Raw genomic sequence first — 15671 nt, 5'->3', positions numbered from 1 at the left:
CGCTGCATCGTGCCGGCCGGATCATGGCGTGCCGATCACCAGCGATACCGGGCCGGCATGCGGCAGGCGTACCCGCACCACGGGCGAATCGATATCGCCGTCCTGGCGGGTGGCCTGGCCGGACGCGGACAGCCGCGCGAACACCTCCACTTCCTGCAGCGCCGACAGCGGTTGGGTGGGCATCGGGCTGTCCGCATCGTCCAGCGTCAGCTGCAACGGCAGTGCGCTGAGCGGGTGCTTTTCGACCGCGACCGGCATCGGCGGGCCGCCCGGTACGCGCGCGATCACGAACACGCTGGCATCCCCGCGCAGGCGCACGCGCGCAGCGAAATCCGGGTCGAGCGTGACGGTCACGGTGAGGGCGGTGGCGGTGGCCGCCGGCGCGGTCGGTGCCGGTGCCGGGGCAGGGGCGGCGGCGGCGGCGGGCAGGCCGGCTGCCTGGCGGGCAATGCCGATCTGCTCGCGCAGTGCACTGGCAGCGCCCGGGTCGAGCTTGGGCAACAAGGCCTCCCAGGTGGCGGCGGCGGCGGCGTCCTGGCCGCGCTGGCGCAGCGCGATACCGATCAACCAGCCGGCCCGTTCGCTTTCCGGGGCCAACTGTTGTGCATGCCGCAGCCATTGCAGCGCGGTATCGTCGAACTGCTTGCCGGGATCGGCCTGGGCACGGGCCTGGGCTGCTTCGACCAGCAGGCTGGCTTCGTCCGGGGCCAGTTGCAGGGCCCGCGCGTAGGCGGCGTTGGCTTCGGCCAGGTTGCCCAGTGCCAGCTGCGAACGACCCAGCAGGGCCCAGCCATCGGCACGCTGCGGCTCGCGCGCCAACGCCTGCTCCAGCGCCTGCACGCCGTCGCGCAGGTTGGCCGGCTCGCCGTCAGCGCTCGCCTGTTCGATCGCCTCTGGCGTGCCCACCAATGAATACAGCGCAAAGCCAGCCAGTCCCATCGCCACGATCAGCACGATGAACGCCATGCGCCGGCCCGCGCCGCGCAGTGGCCACAACACGGCCAGCGAAATGGCTCCGGCCGTCAGTGCCGCTACCGTAGGCAACCAGGATCCGCTCACCAGCCCTCCTCGCTGTTGTCCATGGGTTGCAGCTGGCGGGCGCGGCGGCGCACCACCCACACCAGCACGCCTGCGCCACCCAGCAGCAACAGCGCCGGGCCGAACCACAGCAGGCTGTTGCGCGCATCCATCGGCGGGCGGTACAGCACGAACGGGCCATAGCGCTCGACCAGGAACTGTTTGATCTGCGCGTCGTCGTGGCCCTGCTGCATCAATGCCAGCACCTCGCGGCGCAGGTCGTGGGCGATCTGTGCGTTGGAATCGGCCAGCGACTGGTTCTGGCATTGCACGCAGCGCAGTTCGGCGGCCAGTGCGTGGAAGCGTGCTTCTTCGGCATTGTCGCGGTAGTGCAACGGGGTCGGGTCGGAGACCGCCTGGGCAAGTACGGCCCCGGGCAGCGCCAACGCCGCGGCCAGCAGCGCGCTGCGCAGCCGCATGGCGCGCTTACGGCGCGGCAGGCAGGTGGTTCTGGGCATCGGCATTGGCGCGCTCCACCTTTTCCAGTTCCGGGATCAGCTGGGTGTCGATCACCCGCTGGCTGAGCGCACCGCTGTACTTCCAGCGCACCACGCCGCTGGCGTCCACCAGGAAGGTCTCCGGTGCGGCGGTGACGCCCCAGTCGATTGCGGTGCGGCCTTCGATGTCGCTGAGTACCAGCACGAACGGATTGCCCAGTTGCTCCAGCCAGCGCAGTGCATCGGCCGGTTCGTCCTTCCAGTTGTAACCGATCACGCGCACGCGCTTGGTTTCGGCGAAACGGGTCAGGATGGGATGTTCTTCGCGGCAGGCCGCGCACCAGCTGCCCCACACGTTGAGCACGTAGGGAGCACCGCGCAGTTCGGTACTGCTGACCTGGATGTCCATGTCATGCAGCACCGGCAGGGTGAATGCCGGGGCCGGTTTGCCGATCAGCGCCGAGGGCAGTACGTCGCGATCGGGGGCGCCGGACTTCATCACGCCATAAATCATCAGCCCAAGCAGCCCGAAGAAGAACAGCACGCCGATGACGATGGCCATGGGCGGCAGGGGGCGGGAGGTGGGGCGCGGATCGGACACGGGGAACTCCTGTACGGCAACGACTAGGGACGACGGAAACGACGATCGGCGGCGGTGACGAAACCACCCAGCGCCATCAGCAGCGCGCCCAGCCAGATCCAGCGGACGAACGGCTTGATGTGCGCGCGTACCGCCCAGGCATTGTTGCCCAGCGGCTCGCCCAGCGCCACGTACACATCACCGCCCACGCGGGTGAGGATGCCCGCTTCGGTCATGACCTGGCCGCCGCTGGCATACGTGCGTTTTTCCGGATGCAGCAGGCCCAGGTCGCGGTCGCCGCGCAACACCCGCACATGGCCACGGTCGGCGCTGTAATTGGGTCCCTGCTGGTGGTCCACGCCCTCGAAGCGCAGTTCGTAACCGGCCACCTGCAGCGATTGCCCGGGCGACAGCGCCACTTCGCGTTGCACGTTCAGCGCTTCCACCAGCAGCGCACCGGCCAGGAACACCGCCACGCCGCCATGGGCCAGCAGCATGCCGACCATTTCGGCGTTGAACCGGCCGTTGCCACGCAGCCGGGTCCAGACCAAACGCCCGGTGCCAAAGGCAACCCATGCCGCGCCGGTCACGCCGGCAGCGGTCTTCCATGCCCCCTGCGGGGCCATGAAAAATGCGATGGCACCCAGCAGCAGCGCCAGCCCGGCCCACGGGGCCAGCATCGCCAGCGTGCGCGAAGCCTGGTCGCGCTGCCAGTTGACCAGCGGGCCGAACGGCAGCAGTGCCACCAGCGGGGCCATCAACAGCAGGAACAGGGTGCCGAAGTAGGGCGGCCCGACCGACACCTTGCCCAGCCCCAGGGCATCGGCCAGCAGCGGGTACAGCGTGCCCAGCAGGACCATTGCGCAGGCGGCGGCCAGCAGCAGGTTGTTGGCCAGCAGCAGGGTCTCGCGCGAGGTGGGCATGAAGCCACGACGCGGGTCGTCATTGCCCAGTGCACCGGCACGCAGCGCATACAGCAGCAGCGCGCCGCCGATCACCAGGGCCAGGAAAATCAGGATGAAGGTGCCGCGCGACGGATCGGCGGCGAACGAATGCACGCTGGTGAGCACGCCCGAACGGACCAGGAAGGTGCCCAGCAGCGACAGCGCGAAGGCGGCGATGGCCAGCAGCAGGGTCCAGCTGGCGAAACTGCCGCGCTTTTCGGTGACCGCCTGCGAATGGATCAGCGCCGCGCCCGCCAGCCATGGCATGAAGCTGGCGTTTTCCACCGGGTCCCAGAACCACCAGCCGCCCCAGCCCAGCTCGTAATACGCCCACCAGCTGCCCAGTGCGATGCCCAGGGTCAAAAAGCCCCAGGCCACGTTGGTCCACGGCCGGGTCCAGCGCAGCCAGCGCGCATCGACGCGGCCTTCCAGCAGCGCGGCGATGGCGAAGGCGAACGGCACCGCAAAGCCGACGTAGCCCAGGTAGAGCATCGGCGGGTGGATGATCAGCCCGGGGTCCTGCAGCAGCGGATTGAGGTCGTGGCCTTCCAGCGGTGCCGGCAGCAGCCGCGCGAACGGGTTGGAGGTGAAGATCAGGAAGGCGAGAAAGCCGATGCTGATGATGCCCAGCACGCCCAGCACCCGTGCCAGCACCACCATGGGCAACTGGCGCGACCAGCGTGCGACCGCGCCGTTCCACAGCGCCAGTACCAGCGCCCACAGCAGCAGCGAGCCCTCGTGTGCGCCCCACACGGCCGAGTAGCGGTAGGCCAGCGGCAGCAGGGAGTTGGAATTTTCGGCCACATAGCGCACCGAGAAATCCTGGGTGACGAATGCGGCGGTCAACACCCCGAACGCCCCCAGCAGCAGCGCCAGCTGCGCGAACGCGGCCGGCCGCGCCACCGCCATCCACGCCGGGCGGTTGCAGTGCGCGCCCCACAGCGGCAACACCGCCTGCAGCACCGCCATCAACAACGCGGTCACCAGCAGTACCTGCCCCAGCTCGGGCAGCACTCAGCGTGTCTCCGGCACGGCGACGGGCACGTCGTGTTTGATGTGTGCCTGGCCCATCTTGTCGGCCACTTCCTTGGGAATGTAGTTTTCGTCGTGCTTGGCCAGCACTTCATCGGCGATGAAGCGTCCGTCCTGCAGACGGCCACTGGCGACCACCGCGGTGCCTTCGCGGAACATGTCCGGCAGGATCCGCGAGGTGCTCACCGGCAGGGTGGCATCGCCATCGGTGACCACGAAATGCGCTTCCAGCGACCCGGGGGCGCGTTGGAAGGACCCGTTGACCACCATTCCGCCCAGGCGGAAGCGCGACTGCGCATCGACATCGCCGCGCAGTACTTCGGCCGGGGTATACAGGTAGGCGACATTGCGTTGCAGGGCGAACGCCACCAGCGTGGTGGCCAGGCCGGAGGCAAGCACCAGCAGCAGGACCCAGACCATCCGGCGGCGCTGCACCGGCGTCATCGACTCAACTCCGCCGCCGCTGGCACCGATGCCGGGGGCTTGGCGCGGGCCTGCAACCGCTGCTGGCGACGCAGCGCCTGGCGGCGGGCATGGGCAAGCCGCAGCCACGATCCGAGCGCATCACAGGCCAGCACCAGCACGAACACGCTGAAGGCGGCGATGATGAAGGGCAGGTGGGTCATTGCAGTGGCTCCCTGGCCAACCCGGCATCGGCGGCCCCGTAGCGCTCGCCGATCCAGGCTTTGCCCGCTTCGCGGGCGATGTTGTCCGCGCGCGCCTTGGCCAGCAGCGAACCGACGAACCACAGCTTGGTCGCGGCCACCATCCACCACAGCGGCGCGATCAGCGCGTCGCGCACCGCGTTGTCGCCGAACATGCTGATCGACTGGCGCTGGTGCAGGCCACCCCACCAGTCCACCGAGTAGCGGATCACCGGCAGCAGGGCCACCCCGACGATGGCCAGCAGGCCGGCGGCGCGCGCGGCGTTGCGGCGGTCTTCGATGGCGTGATACAGGCCGATCACGCCCAGGTACAGGAACAGCAGGATCAGCTCGCTGGTCATGCGCGGGTCCCAATCCCACCACGTGCCCCAGGTGCTTTTGCCCCAGATGCTGCCGGTGAGCAGGGTGATCAGGGTGAAGCCGGCGCCCATCGGCGCGCACGCCATCGCCAGGATCTCGCAGATCTTGATCCGCCAGATCAGCCCGATGGCCGCATACAGCGCCATCAGGGCAAACACGAACAGGCTCATCCACGCACTGGGCACGTGGATGTAGATGATGCGGAATGCGTCCAGCTGGTTCTGTTCGGGCGGCACCACGAACAGGCCCTGCCACAGCCCGACCAGCAGCACCGGGACCGCTGCCACGTAGAACACGCGCGACCAGCGCGCAGCGAAGCGATCGAAGGTGGGGGGCGAAGCGACTTGGTGGAACCAGCGGAAGATCGAGTGCATGCGGCAGTGGCTATCCAACGAAGGGTGACGATGCAGCGGACGTGGACTTGCTGGGGTGCGGACTGAGGATCAACTCAACGATATGCGGATTGCCGCCGCCGTGGCCAGCGGTGCCAGCACCAGCGCCACCACCAGCCCGGCAGCGAGCAGCAGCAGCGCGCCTACCGGGTCCTGGCCGCGTGCGGCAGCACCCACGCTGCCTGCGCCAAACACCAGTACCGGCACATACAGCGGCAATGCCAGCAACGCCACGAGAATACCAGAGCGCCGGATGCCGACGGTCAGGGCGGCTACCACGCCGCCGATCAGGCTCAGCAACGGTGTTCCCAGCAGCAACGATGCCATCAGGATCGGCAGTTGGTCATGCGGCAGATGCAGCATTTCCGCCAGCAGCGGCGCCATCACGATCAACGGCAGCGCGGTGGTGGCCCAATGCACCAGCACCCGCACCAATACCAGCCAGGCCAATGGCACCGGCGCCAGCAGCCATTGTTCCAGCGAGCCGTCCTCGGCATCGCTGCGGAACAGCGAATCCAGTGCCAGCTGGCCGGCCAGCAGTACCGCCAGCCACAGCACGGCCGAGGCCACCTGGGCCATCACCGGCGGCTCGCGGCCCAGCGCCAGCGCGAACAGCACCACCACCAGCAGCGCGAACATCAGCGGCTGCAGCGCATCGCCGCGGCGTCGCCAGACCAGGCGCAGGTCGCGGCCGGCCAGTGCGCTGGCGGTGCGCCACAGGCCCGGTTCGCTCCCCGGGGCGATCATGCCGCCGCTCCCAGGCTGAGCAGGCGGGTCTGCACCGGCGGCGCCGCGTAGGCCCCGTGGGTAGTCACCAGCGCTGCGCCGCCGCTGCGCAGATGCGCGGAAATCATCCGGTTCACCAGGTTGATGCCGTCCAGGTCGAGGTTGGCGTAGGGCTCGTCGAGCAGCCACAGCGGGGCCGGCGACAACCAGATCCGGGCCAGCGCCAGGCGCCGCTTCTGGCCGGCCGAGAGCTGCCGCACCAGGGTGTCCTCATAGCCGGCCAGGCCGACGATGGCCAGCGCGTTGCCCGGCATCTGCCGGGTACGGCGGCCGTGCAGCCGGCACAGGAAGTGCAGGTTCTCCAGCGTGTCCAGATCGCTCTTGAGTGCGGGCAGGTGGCTCAGGTATGCCACGAACTGCGCGCGTTCCTTGTGCCCGGCGGGGCGGCCGTCGATCTGTACCTGCCCGGCATCGGCGCGCAGCAAACCGGCCAGTACCCGCAGCAGGGTGGTCTTGCCGGCGCCGTTGTCGCCCTGCACCAGCAGTGCTTCGCCGGCGTCGATGTGGAAGTCGAGCGGTCCGAACACGGGCTCGTCGTTGCGGCGGAAGGACAGGCCCTGTGCGGCCAGCAACGGAGGGGTGTTCAAGGGGCGGGGGCTTCGCAGCGGGACGTGGCGGACATTGTATCGGCCGAACGCCCGGCGGCGGAGGGGGCGTGCGTTCATGGCGTTGGGGAGGGTTGCACCCATCAACGGTGGGTGCCTACCGTCATGGCGCCGGCGGATTTCGTACACTTCGGGAGTCTTCTTCTTCGATTTCCGGCCGATGCAACCGCAAACCAAGCTGCCCAAAGTGGGCACCACCATCTTCACCGTGATGTCCCAGCTGGCTGCCGAGCATGGCGCCGTGAACCTGGGGCAGGGTTTCCCGGACTTTTCCGCACCGCAGCGCCTGCTCGATGAAACGATCAAGGCGATGCACGGCGGGTTGAACCAATATCCGCCGATGACCGGGGTGGCCCCGCTGCGCCAGGCCATCGCGCAGAAGTCGCTGGACCTGTATGGCGCGCAGGTGGACCCGGACACGGAAATCACCGTCACCAGCGGTGCCACCGAGGCGATCTTCAACGCCATCCACGCGGTGGTCCGCCCGGGCGAGGAAGTGATCGTGCTCGACCCGGCCTACGACTGCTACGAGCCGGCCATCGACCTGGCCGGCGCGCGTGCGGTGCACGTTGCGCTGGACCCGCAGACTTTCGCGGTGGATTGGGACCGCGTGCGTGCGGCGATCACCCCGCGCACGCGGCTGCTGATGGTCAATACGCCGCACAATCCATCCGGGGCGATGCTCACCGCCGAGGACATGCAGGCACTGGCCGAGCTGCTGCGCGGCACCGGTATCTACCTGATCTCCGACGAGGTCTACGAGCACATCATCTACGACGGCCGCCGGCATGAATCGGCGCTGCGTCATCCGGAACTGCGCGAGCGCGCGTTCGTGATTTCCAGCTTCGGCAAGACCTACCACTGCACCGGCTGGAAGATCGGCTATGCAATCGCGCCGCCGGCGATGAGCGCGGAGTTCCGCAAGGTGCACCAGTACAACACCTTCACCAGCTTCGGCCCGGCCCAGTATGGTTTCGCCGCGATGATCCGCGACGAGCCTGCCCACCACCTGGAGTTGGGCGCGTTCTACCAGACCAAGCGCGACCGCTTCCGGACCCAGCTGCTGACCACGCGGCTGACGCCGCTGCCGGTGCCCGGCGGGTATTTCCAGCTGGTGGACTACTCGGCGATCAGCGATCTGCCCGACCATGAATTCGTGAGGTGGCTGACCATCGAGAAGGGCGTTGCGGCCATCCCGCTGTCGCCGTTCTATGAAACCGCGCCGGAAGGGCAGCGCCTGGTGCGGCTGTGCTTTGCCAAGAACGACGCCACGATGGATGCGGCGATCGAACGCCTGCAGGTGCTGTGATGGGTGCGGCCACCGAGCGGTGCGATCTGCGCGTTTCCCTGGTCCAGGGCGACACCCGCTGGCATGACCCGGCCGGCAACCGTGAGTACTACGGTGCGCTGCTGGCGCCGTTGGCCGGGCAGACCGACCTGGTGATCCTGCCGGAGACCTTCACCAGTGGCTTCTCCAACGAGGCCATCGACAAGGCCGAAGGCATGGACGGCCCGACCGTGGCGTGGATGGCCGAGCAGGCGGTGAAGCTCGGCGCGGCGGTGACCGGCAGCGTGCAGCTGCGGGTGGGGCAGGGCGTGTACAACCGGCTGCTGTGGGCCACCCCGGACGGCGCGCTGCAGCATTACGACAAGCGCCACCTGTTCCGGTATGGCAACGAACACCTGCGTTATGCGGCTGGCAGTGAGCGCCTGTGCGTGGAGTGGAAGGGCTGGCGGATCAATCCGCAGGTCTGCTACGACCTGCGCTTCCCGGTGTTCTGCCGCAACCGTTTCAACGTCGAGCGCCCCGGCGAGCTGGATTTCGACCTGCAGATCTTCGTGGCCAACTGGCCGTCGGCGCGCGCGTATGCGTGGCGCACGCTGCTGCGCGCGCGCGCGATCGAAAACCTGTGCTACGTGGCGGCGGTCAACCGCATTGGCGTGGATGGCAATGAGCTGCACTATGCCGGCGACAGCGCGGTGATCGATTTCCTGGGCCAGCCGCAGGTGGAGGTGCGCGAGGTGGAGCAGGTGGTCACCACCACGATGTCGGCGGCGGCACTGGCCGCGCACCGGGCACGCTTCCCGGCGATGCTCGATGCCGATGGGTTCACCCTGGATGGCCCGGTCGACGCTGGCTGAACGATGGCCTGACGTGCGCGTGCCAGCTCATCCGGACCACACGCGCACGCTGCTAGATTCGCCTCGTTCCCCACTGAGTACGAGCGGACCCATGAAGAAATTCTCCCTGGCATTGATCGCACTGGCGGGCATCAGCGCGGTGCCGGCCGCGCAGGCCGCCGGCAACATCGACTGCGAACTGCGCTACAACCTTGCCGGCTGGTCGGTGCTGTACAAAACCGCCTCCGGCACCGGCACCATCACCTGCGACAACGGCGCGCGCATCCCGGTCAAGATCAGCGTCAAGGGCGGCGGCCTGACCGTGGGCAAGTCCAAGATCGTAGACGGCAAGGGCAGGTTCACCGGCGCCTATTCGCTTGACGACCTGATTGGCTCGTATGCCTCGGTGGAAGCGCATGCCGGTGCGGACAAATCCAGCAATGCCCAGGTGATGACCAAGGGTGACGTATCGCTGGCCCTGGCCGGTACCGGCAAGGGCTGGGACCTGGGCGTGGGCGTAGGCCGGTTCACCATCGAGCGGCGCTAGCCGTTCCATCCGCCCGGGGGCTGGCAGCGTAAATCAACGCCCGTAGAGCCGACCGTTGGTCGGCTGCTTTGAACCTCGCGGAACCTCAGCGGCAGCCGACCAACGGTCGGCTCTACGGTGGTGCACGCAGGAGAGCGGAGGCAACAAAAAAAACCCGGCCGAAGCCGGGTTTTTTGATCTCAGGGTATCAGCGATCAGCCGCCGCGCGGACCGCCACCACGGTGGCCACCGCCACCCGGGCCGCGGCTGCCGCCGGGACGACCGCCCGGGCCGCCGGGGCCGCGTGCACCGGGGCCGCCCGGGCCACGGTTGCCGCCCGGGCCACCGGGACCGCGCGCACTGGCGCCGCCGGGACCACGGTTGCCGCCCGGACCGCCCGGACCGCCCGGACCGCGTGCACCGGGACCACCCGGGCCGCGATTGCCGCCGGGGCCGCCAGGGCCGCCGAAGCCGCGGTTGCCACCCGGACCGCCCGGACCACCGGGACCACGGTTGCCGGCCGGCCGCGCGCTGCCGTACGGGCTGCTGCCCGGATTGGCGTGGTCGGACGGGAAGCTCGGGGCATTGCCCGGATGGCCGTACGGGTGACGCGACGGGCCTTGGCCGCCCTGGCCACCTTGACCGCCCTGGCCCTGGCCACCACGATAGCCGCCGCCGGCACCGGCCGGACGGCCCTGGCCGCCGTAGCCGCCGCGGCTTTCGCCACCGCCACCGCCACCGCCGTAACCGCCACGGCCTTCACCGCGGTTCTCGCCGCCATAGCCGCCACGACCCTGGCCACCGGCGCCGCCCGGACCGCCCGGACCTTTAGGCTTGCCGTACGGACGACCCTGGCCGCCGGCACCTGCGCTGGGACCGCGCGCACCCGGGCCACGGGCTGCGCCCGGGCCGGCATTGCGGTGGTTGCTCGGGCCGGTGCTGACACCGTCAGGCACGTACCAGCTGCGGAATGCCGCCGGGTTGCCTTCCGGCAGGGCGCGGTTGCCCTTGTCCGGGCGCGCCTTGAACGGGCGCTGCGACTGCTTGGCCGCCGCTTCGCCGCTGACCGTCAGGCCACCCTTGTAGCCGCCGCCGTTGCCGCCCCGGCCCCGGCCGCGTTCTTCGCGTACGTTGTCGAAACGACGCAGTTCGCGGCCTTCGTCGGCCGAATTGTGGCCATTGACGTAGGCGTTGCCGCGGCCACCTTCGCGCGACACGCGCACGGTGGTCTTGGCGGCGCGACGCTGGCCGATCACCGGCTGCAGGGTCAGCGCCGACGGCGCGCCTTCTTCGAGTTTCAGTTCGGCGCGCAGCGCTTCAACCTGCTTGGCCGGCAGTTCCACCGACTGGCCGCGCAGCAGTTCGCGCGGCAGGCTGACCTTGCCGTAGCGGGTGCGCTTGAGGCGGCTGACCTGGCATCCCTGCGATTCCCACAGGCGACGCACTTCGCGGTTGCGGCCTTCCTTGACGACCACGCGGAACCAGTCGTGCGAATCGGTGCCGCCGATGCGTTCGATCTCGTCGAACTTGGCCGGGCCGTCTTCCAGCGCCACGCCACGGGTGAGGCGGTCGACGATGCTGTCGGGCACCTTCTCTTCGCCTTCCGGAGCGCGCACACGCACCACGTACTCGCGCTCGACCTCGTAGGACGGGTGCATCATGGCGTTGGCCAGTTCACCGTCGGTGGTGGCCAGCAGCAGGCCGGTGGTGTTGATGTCCAGGCGGCCGATCGCGATCCAGCGCGCGCCCTTGAGGGCCGGCAGCGCTTCAAATACGGTCGGGCGGCCTTCCGGGTCTTCGCGGGTGGTTACTTCGCCTTCCGGCTTGTTGTAGGCCAGCACGCGCGAGGTTTCGGTCAGCGCGGTGGCGACAAAGCCACGGCCGTCCAGTTCGACCTTGTCGCCGCTCTTGATCGACATGCCGGTCTGCGCGACTTCGCCATTGACCTTGACCAGGCCATCGGCGATGCGCTGCTCCAGCGCGCGGCGCGAACCAAGGCCGGCCTGGGCCAGCACCTTGTGCAGGCGCTCTTCCAGCTTGGGCTGTTCGGTGGCGGATTCGCGCTTGAGCGAAAGCTTGTTCAAAGACGGCTTGCGGGGGGTGTCACTCATTTACTTGGCTCCGGCCGGCGACGGTTTCGTCGGCCTCTGGTTCGGGATCGGCTTCGTCAACAGCCACGGTCGTCGTCGCGACGGCGTTGTCTTCGGTTTCGTTCTGGGGCGCCGCACGCTCTCCCGGCGCGGTATCGGGTTCGCCATCAGGGGCGGTCGTTGCTGCGTCGTCGTCGCGGGGCGACGGCGACGCCTGGTATCGGGTATCGGTGGCAGGCGATGCCGCGCTGCCCTGCCGATTGTCCTGCGATTCTTCTTCACCCGCCAGTGGCAGCGGGGTGTCGTCATTGGCGGCATCGCTGTCCAGCGCTGCCTCCGGGCTGGCGGCGCCGGCGGCCAGGCGGCCGGCCAGCTGGCCATCGTTGTCCAGCGGCAGCTGCGGCTCCAGCTCCCCCAGGTCGCGCAGTTCGGACAGCGGCGGCAGTTCGTCCAGGCGCTTGAGCCCGAAATAATCCAGGAAGCCCTTGGTGGTACCGAACAGCGCCGGCTTGCCGGGCACGTCGCGGTGGCCGATCACGCGGATCCACTCGCGCTCTTCCAGGGCCTGGATGATGTTGCTGCTCACCGCCACGCCGCGCACCTGTTCGATCTCGCCACGGGTGATCGGCTGGCGGTAGGCGATCAACGCCAGGGTTTCCAGGGTGGCGCGGGTGTAACGGGTCTTGCGTTCGGTCCACAGCCGGGTGATGTAGCCGTGCACTTCCTGGGTGACCTGGAAGCGGAAGCCGGAGGCCACTTCGACCAGTTCCACGCCACGGTCCGCGCAGCTCTCGCCCAGCAGCTCCAGCGCGCGTTCGATGCTGCCCGGCGGGGCCGGTTCCTCTTCCGGGAACAGGCCCTGCAGCTGCGCCAGCGTCAGCGGCTGGCTGGACGCCAGCAGCGCGCCTTCGACAATACGGTTGATCAGCGGTTGATCCATGCGTGGGCGGTGCTCAGTCGGATTCGTTGGCGGCGTCGTTGTCGTCGAACTCGCTGTTGAACTGCAGCGGTTCATTGGTATTGCCCGACGCCAGCGACTTGACGTAGATCGGTGCAAGCGGGGCTTCCTGGACGATGTCCAGCAGCTGCTCCTTGGCCAGTTCCAGCAGGGCCAGGAAGGTGACCAAGACCCCGAGCTTGCCTTCTTCGGCGGTGAACAGCGTTTCAAAACGGTAGAACCGGCCGTCTTCCAGGCGGCCCAGCACGTCGCCCATGCGCTGGCGCACGCTCAACGCCTCGCGCTTGATCGCGTGGCCGGTGAACAGCTCGGCGCGCTTGAGCACGTCGTGCAGCGCCATCAGCATTTCCTTCAAATCCACCGGCGGCGGCAGCTTTACCGCGGCCCGGTCGGGTACGAAGGCATGGGCCACGCTGGTGTCGCGGTCCTGGCGGGGCAGGGTGTCGATATCCTCGGCCGCCTGCTTGAAACGTTCGTACTCCTGCAGCCGTCGCACCAGCTCGGCGCGCGGATCGGCTTCATCGCCCTCGATGCTGGGCGGTCGCGGCAGCAGCATCCGCGACTTCACTTCGGCCAGGATCGCGGCCATTACCAGGTACTCGGCCGCCAGTTCGAAGCGCAGCTCCTGCATGACGTTGATGTACTCGACGTACTGCCGGGTAATCTCGGCCACCGGGATGTCCAGGATGTCCAGGTTCTGCCGGCGGATCAGGTACAGCAGCAGGTCCAGCGGGCCTTCGAACGCGTCCAGGATGACTTCCAGGGCGTCCGGCGGGATGTACAGGTCCTGCGGGATCTGCAGCACCGGCTGGCCATGCACCACGGCCAGCGGCATTTCCTGCTGCTGTGGGGCGGTCGGCCGGGTTTGCGGGTTCGCGTCGAGCGCGAGTTCGGAAGTCATCAAAGTTGACGTCAGTATTGCAACGGACCAGTTGCTGCGCCGTGCCTGCGTCGGACCAGGCCGGGCGGCAGGATGGCAAGCCATGACACGCCTGCGTCGGCGCGTTTCCACACTACAAACAGCAAGGCGCGCCGCGATGGGCAGCGACAGAACTACTAAGGAGGTCGTCTACGTGTCCTGGTGTGGGGCAGCGGGCGATCGTCGGTTGGCGGTGAAGCCATCTGCCGACGGGGCTGCTGCGTCCAGCCACGTGCAATGGGGACAAGAGTACGGGTTCAGGCCCGCAGTGTCCAGCGAGGCGGGCTAGAATCGCCGGGATCGTTTAGTTGAGCCTTGGGAGTTGCCTGTGTGGTATGTGATTGAAGGCTATGACGGTGCCGACGTATTGGCCGCCCGGTTGTCGGTACGCGCCGAGCACCTGGCGCGTTTGACCGCCCTGCGTGACGCGGGCCGGCTGCTGCTGGCCGGGCCATGCCCGGCGATCGACAGCGAAGACCCGGGCCCGGCCGGATTCAGCGGCAGCGTGGTGATTGCCGGGTTCGACTCGCTGGAACAGGCCCAGGCCTGGGCCGATGCCGACCCCTACGTGGCGGCCGGGGTGTACGTGCGGGTGCAGGTGCGCCCGTTCCGCAAGGTGCTGCCGTGAGCCGGGTCGAGCGGATCCGCGCGGCCCTGCAGCAGGCCCTGAACCCGGTGCTGCTGGAGGTGGAGGACGACAGCCACCGGCATGCCGGCCATGCCGGGGCGCAGGATGGCCGTGGCCACTTCAACGTGCATGTGGTCAGCGCCGCGTTTGAAGGAAAGCTGCCGCTTGCGCGCCACCGGGCGGTTTATGCCGCCCTGGGCAGCATGATGGAGACCGATATCCACGCGCTGTCCATACGCGCTGAGACTCCGGTCACGAACCGCTGAAACCCTTGTCCTGCCTTGTCCCGGCAAGTCCCGGGCAGGGCGGGCGTGGACAGCTTTGGGTTGCCGCCGTACGACATTGGCCTAACGGAGTGTTTACATTCAGGATTGAAAACGCTTACATTCCGCGCCAAGCCCCAAATTACTAAGCCGTGGAGGGCGGCGAAGTGAACAAGGCATCCATCACAATCAAAGATGTAGCCCGCGAAGCCCGGGTCTCCGTGGCCACGGTGTCGCGTGCGCTCAATGGGCATGAAAATGTCGCCGAACCGGTGCGCAAGCTGGTGCTGGAGGTGGCTGCGCGCCTGCGCTACACCCCACACGCCGCCGCGCGCAGCCTGAGCAGCCGGCGCACCAACACCATCGGTGTGGTGCTGCCGGACCTGTACGGCGAGTTTTTCTCCGAACTGATGCGCGGCATCGACGGGGTCGCCCGCGAGCGCCGCCAGCACCTGCTGGTATCCAGTTACCACGGCGACCAGGAGCAGCAGGGCGCGGCCCTGCGTGCCATGCGCGGCCGGGTCGACGGGTTGCTGGTGTTGTCGCCGTATGCCGAAAGCCCCGGCTTCCTGACCGACAACCTGCCGCAGGCGCTGCCCACGGTGCTGATCAACACCTACCTGCCCGAGCAGGATCATCCGGTGCTGAGCATCGATGACCATGCCGGTGCGATGGCCATGACACGCCATCTGCTGGAAGTAGGCCACCGCCGTATCGCCTTCATTTCGGGTCCGGACCTCAACTTCGATGCCCGCGAACGCCTGCGCGGGTTCCGCGATGCGCTGTCCGCGTTCGGCGCCGAGGCGGCAGGCATCGAGTTGCCCGGCGACTTTGACGAAGCCTCCGGCCATCGCGCCGGACAGGAGTTGCTGGCAGCCGGTGCGCTGCCCGATGCGGTGTTCGCCGCCAACGACATGATGGCCCTGGGCTGCCTGTATGCGTTCGCGCAGGCCGGCGTGCAGGTGCCAGCCGATGTCGCCCTGGCGGGCTTTGATGACATTCCGCTGGCGCGTTTCGTCCACCCCTCGTTGACCACGATGCAGGTGAGTATCGCCGAGCTCGGCGATAAGGCGATGACGCGTCTGTTGCAGTTGATGGACGGCAACAACACGGAAGTGGCCGGAGACAAGCAGACGCTTGTGCCGCGCCTGATCGTGCGTGATTCGTGTAGGTCGCGACCGTTGGTCGTGACGCCTTTGCTTTAAATCACAACCGTTGGTCGTGACGCCTTCGCTGTAGATCACGACCGTTGGTCGTGATGCATTCAAACAACGCTGCAAAAAAACGA

The 15671-nt window shown here is 68.2% G+C and carries 17 protein-coding genes and 1 pseudogene; 6 read left to right on the top strand and 12 right to left on the bottom strand.

Features of this window, described 5'->3' with window-relative positions:
• Positions 1 to 21 precede the first annotated feature (21 nt).
• The 9 genes from AC3IR9_RS13510 to ccmA all read right to left on the bottom strand — a co-directional run bounded on the left by AC3IR9_RS13510 (position 22) and on the right by ccmA (position 6938).
• Complete coding sequence (locus tag AC3IR9_RS13510) at positions 22 to 1059, bottom strand: tetratricopeptide repeat protein (RefSeq protein ID WP_489291233.1); 1038 nt, start codon at positions 1057 to 1059, stop codon at positions 22 to 24.
• Positions 1056 to 1490 (bottom strand): cytochrome c-type biogenesis protein, encoded by a 435-nt coding sequence (locus AC3IR9_RS13505; RefSeq protein WP_489295837.1) that lies wholly within the window; start codon positions 1488 to 1490, stop codon positions 1056 to 1058. The genes AC3IR9_RS13510 and AC3IR9_RS13505 overlap by 4 nt, the downstream gene beginning before the upstream one ends.
• 13 nt (positions 1491 to 1503) lie before the next feature.
• The gene (locus tag AC3IR9_RS13500; RefSeq protein WP_489295836.1) at positions 1504 to 2076 is read right to left on the bottom strand and encodes a DsbE family thiol:disulfide interchange protein; all 573 of its coding nucleotides are present in this window, start codon (positions 2074 to 2076) and stop codon (positions 1504 to 1506) included.
• A gap of 62 nt (positions 2077 to 2138) precedes the next feature.
• Positions 2139 to 4052 carry a heme lyase CcmF/NrfE family subunit gene (locus tag AC3IR9_RS13495; RefSeq protein WP_489291232.1) on the bottom strand — a complete coding sequence of 638 codons (1914 nt, stop codon included), beginning with the start codon at positions 4050 to 4052 and terminating at the stop codon, positions 2139 to 2141.
• A complete protein-coding gene (ccmE, locus tag AC3IR9_RS13490; RefSeq protein WP_489291231.1) occupies positions 4053 to 4514 on the bottom strand; it encodes a cytochrome c maturation protein CcmE in 462 nt (153 codons plus the stop codon).
• Complete coding sequence (locus AC3IR9_RS13485) at positions 4511 to 4696, bottom strand: heme exporter protein CcmD (protein ID WP_489291230.1); 186 nt, start codon at positions 4694 to 4696, stop codon at positions 4511 to 4513. Before AC3IR9_RS13485 ends, ccmE begins: the two co-directional genes overlap by 4 nt.
• On the bottom strand, positions 4693 to 5469 hold the full coding sequence (ccmC, locus tag AC3IR9_RS13480) for a heme ABC transporter permease CcmC (RefSeq protein ID WP_489291229.1): 777 nt from the start codon (positions 5467 to 5469) through the stop codon (positions 4693 to 4695). Before ccmC ends, AC3IR9_RS13485 begins: the two co-directional genes overlap by 4 nt.
• Before the next feature lie 69 nt (positions 5470 to 5538).
• Positions 5539 to 6234: a heme exporter protein CcmB gene (ccmB, locus tag AC3IR9_RS13475; protein WP_489291228.1), complete on the bottom strand. Its 696-nt coding sequence runs from the start codon at positions 6232 to 6234 to the stop codon at positions 5539 to 5541.
• Positions 6231 to 6938 carry a heme ABC exporter ATP-binding protein CcmA gene (gene ccmA / locus AC3IR9_RS13470; RefSeq protein ID WP_489291227.1) on the bottom strand — a complete coding sequence of 236 codons (708 nt, stop codon included), beginning with the start codon at positions 6936 to 6938 and terminating at the stop codon, positions 6231 to 6233. The genes ccmB and ccmA overlap by 4 nt, the downstream gene beginning before the upstream one ends.
• 100 nt (positions 6939 to 7038) lie before the next feature.
• Between ccmA and AC3IR9_RS13465 the strand changes: the two genes are divergently transcribed.
• The 3 genes from AC3IR9_RS13465 (at position 7039) to AC3IR9_RS13455 (ending at position 9546) form a co-directional block, all read left to right on the top strand.
• Positions 7039 to 8187 carry a pyridoxal phosphate-dependent aminotransferase gene (locus AC3IR9_RS13465; protein WP_489291226.1) on the top strand — a complete coding sequence of 383 codons (1149 nt, stop codon included), beginning with the start codon at positions 7039 to 7041 and terminating at the stop codon, positions 8185 to 8187.
• On the top strand, positions 8187 to 9020 hold the full coding sequence (locus AC3IR9_RS13460) for an amidohydrolase (RefSeq protein ID WP_489291225.1): 834 nt from the start codon (positions 8187 to 8189) through the stop codon (positions 9018 to 9020). The genes AC3IR9_RS13465 and AC3IR9_RS13460 overlap by 1 nt, the downstream gene beginning before the upstream one ends.
• Before the next feature lie 91 nt (positions 9021 to 9111).
• Positions 9112 to 9546, top strand: coding sequence for a hypothetical protein (locus AC3IR9_RS13455; protein ID WP_489291224.1), 435 nt, complete (start codon positions 9112 to 9114; stop codon positions 9544 to 9546).
• Between the two features lie 359 nt (positions 9547 to 9905).
• Here AC3IR9_RS13455 and AC3IR9_RS13450 read toward each other — a convergent pair.
• The 3 genes and pseudogenes from AC3IR9_RS13450 to AC3IR9_RS13440 form a co-directional block, all read right to left on the bottom strand.
• Positions 9906 to 11636 (bottom strand): annotated as a pseudogene (locus AC3IR9_RS13450) (pseudouridine synthase); the annotation flags it as partial.
• Positions 11629 to 12555, bottom strand: a complete 927-nt coding sequence (gene scpB / locus AC3IR9_RS13445) for an SMC-Scp complex subunit ScpB (RefSeq protein WP_489291223.1) — start codon at positions 12553 to 12555, stop codon at positions 11629 to 11631. The gene scpB and the pseudogene AC3IR9_RS13450, both read right to left, overlap by 8 nt.
• Before the next feature lie 13 nt (positions 12556 to 12568).
• Complete coding sequence (locus tag AC3IR9_RS13440) at positions 12569 to 13474, bottom strand: segregation and condensation protein A (protein ID WP_489291222.1); 906 nt, start codon at positions 13472 to 13474, stop codon at positions 12569 to 12571.
• Between the two features lie 346 nt (positions 13475 to 13820).
• Between AC3IR9_RS13440 and AC3IR9_RS13435 the strand changes: the two genes are divergently transcribed.
• The 3 genes from AC3IR9_RS13435 (at position 13821) to AC3IR9_RS13425 (ending at position 15588) form a co-directional block, all read left to right on the top strand.
• On the top strand, positions 13821 to 14120 hold the full coding sequence (locus AC3IR9_RS13435; RefSeq protein WP_489291221.1) for a YciI family protein: 300 nt from the start codon (positions 13821 to 13823) through the stop codon (positions 14118 to 14120).
• Entirely contained in the window at positions 14117 to 14386 is a 270-nt protein-coding gene (locus tag AC3IR9_RS13430) for a BolA family protein (RefSeq protein WP_489291220.1), read from the top strand. Before AC3IR9_RS13435 ends, AC3IR9_RS13430 begins: the two co-directional genes overlap by 4 nt.
• A gap of 149 nt (positions 14387 to 14535) precedes the next feature.
• Entirely contained in the window at positions 14536 to 15588 is a 1053-nt protein-coding gene (locus AC3IR9_RS13425) for a LacI family DNA-binding transcriptional regulator (protein ID WP_489291219.1), read from the top strand.
• The last annotated feature ends 83 nt before the right edge of the window (positions 15589 to 15671 follow it).

Source organism: Stenotrophomonas sp. GL_101 (assembly GCF_057835675.1).
This window is presented reverse-complemented; position numbering and strand designations above follow the sequence as displayed.